The organism is Neosynechococcus sphagnicola sy1 (assembly GCF_000775285.1).
GTDB lineage: Bacteria > Cyanobacteriota > Cyanobacteriia > Neosynechococcales > Neosynechococcaceae > Neosynechococcus > Neosynechococcus sphagnicola.
In genome coordinates this window covers 1-1,760 of sequence record NZ_JJML01000093.1, presented here as the reverse complement: position 1 = coordinate 1,760, position 1,760 = coordinate 1, and the positions used below count along the sequence as shown (strand labels likewise).

Annotated in this window: 3 protein-coding genes and 1 tRNA gene; 1 reads left to right on the top strand and 3 read right to left on the bottom strand. The window is 45.7% G+C overall.

Translation table 11 applies throughout. The features are described from left to right. The first annotated feature begins 603 nt into the window (after window positions 1-603). Window positions 604-690, top strand: a tRNA-Ser gene (locus tag DO97_RS20150). A gap of 71 nt (window positions 691-761) precedes the next feature. Here the strand turns inward: DO97_RS20150 and DO97_RS21665 are convergent. From DO97_RS21665 to DO97_RS30460, 3 genes are read right to left on the bottom strand one after another with little or no spacing between them, the layout of a single operon-like run. After that, on the bottom strand, window positions 762-1,118 hold the full coding sequence (locus DO97_RS21665) for a hypothetical protein (RefSeq protein WP_239651919.1): 357 nt from the start codon (window positions 1,116-1,118) through the stop codon (window positions 762-764). Beyond that, window positions 1,105-1,575, bottom strand: a complete 471-nt coding sequence (locus DO97_RS21660; protein ID WP_156120700.1) for a hypothetical protein — start codon at window positions 1,573-1,575, stop codon at window positions 1,105-1,107. The genes DO97_RS21665 and DO97_RS21660 overlap by 14 nt, the downstream gene beginning before the upstream one ends. A gap of 8 nt (window positions 1,576-1,583) precedes the next feature. Next, window positions 1,584-1,760 carry a GTPase gene (locus DO97_RS30460; protein WP_081980896.1) on the bottom strand — a complete coding sequence of 59 codons (177 nt, stop codon included), beginning with the start codon at window positions 1,758-1,760 and terminating at the stop codon, window positions 1,584-1,586.

Here is a 1,760-nt window from a genome sequence, read left to right as displayed (position 1 = left end):
TCCCCCCTTTCGAAGGGGGGACAGAGGGGGGTAAATCCAACCTAGGAAAGTGGGTTGCAGCAGTCACCAAGGTATTAGCGGCATATCCAATACCCTGCTCACTTTCCTCTCCTGGCTCCTGGATTCTGAATTCCCCTGCTGCATTCTGCCTGCCATTACTTAGAGGATGTTTTAAAAGGGTCGTCTTGAGCCTCAAATACGACTCAGTGGTGCAATCTAAAATCCATAAACCCTGATTCTGTCGTAGCGGTCTCTAGGTGGTCTGAGTGGTTGGATACACCCAGGAAGACTTTTAAAACATCCTCTTAGAATTTTGGGAACTTAAGGTTTAGCTTTTTCTGCGGGAAGCCCCGCACTGTAGTTGCGAATTGTGTTTACTCAAGAGCGACTCAGTGTCGGGATGAGAGCGGGGTTTGTCGATAGGGTTCTATCCCCTGGAGACAAACAAATCGGTGACGCGCTCCCCATGGAACCTCCCCACATATGCTGTAGAATGAAGGAGGCCATTGCCGGACAAGATGGGCCTCATTGGTTTTAAGTTGATCTTCGTTTTTGCAGCGAGACCTCACCCCACTTCTTAAACGAAAAAGCTGATGAACATCTGGAGAGGTGGCAGAGCGGTTGAATGCGGCAGACTCGAAATCTGTTTTGAGGTCACACTCAACGGGGGTTCGAATCCCCCCCTCTCCGTACCAGATAAAGCTTTTAGCTAATCCTGCGAGAAGCCGATCACTCTAGACACGAATTGTGTTTACTTCAAGTCATGCATACTTCTGTTTAAAAGCTTCTTCAACATCTTGAGAGATGGGAGGCTCACCGTTATTTTGAATAAATAAAATTTCTAATGCAGCTATATAGGCTCCACCACAGGCAGTTGTAATAGAAGCAGCTGTAGTTGCTGCTATTGCACCACCAGCTATCGACCCAATGCCCGGAACAAATTTAAGAAGTCCTGATACAATAGTGCGTCCTGTAAAGGTTCCACCTACTGCAACAACGATGCTACCTACTACTGTGCTGAGAAAACTTTGATCAATCGATAAACCAAAGGTTGCTGAGATCCCAGCAAGCATTCCAATCTGAATTGGCACGATAAAAACAGCATCAGAGAATGGAATTGGCGCTACTGCTATTGATGCTGCAGTAGCTGCTGCTCCCGCTACTATCGCTTGAGATTGTGGTTTTTTTTACTTCAATATCTACTTTCTGTGCTGCGGTAAAGGCTCTCTTGCGGCCTTCTGGAACAACTTGTAGTGTTAAGTCTACGAGATCACGCAACCCCATTGAAGGAAGTACAATACCTTCATCAAGTTCTTCCTCAATTGCTCGGACTCGAACAGCATTGATTACGAGTGGAAGTATCTGTAGAACTATAGCCCGAAACCCTTGATCAGATCTCGCCTTCATGATGACAGCAATAACAGGTATATTTCGGTCAGCCATCATTTTTACAAGTTCTTCTTCTGCAGGTTCAACACGTCGGGAATCTTCAGCTATACAAATCCAGGCAACATGAATATGTTGATTTAAGTCACTACTTCGCGCACGTTCACTAACCAGGCACTTGAGGGTCACTTAATGTTTCAGTGAAACTCTGCCATTTCGAGTCCGCGAGTATCAAAAATGGAAAGTGGAACTTCTTCTTTCTTGATTTCTCTCGTGTTTTGAGTAACGGGACGACCTTGGCCGGTAGTTGCAAAATTTCCTTGGAAGACCGCGTTAATAAGCGTACTCTTACCAACACCAGTACGTCCAGCAAT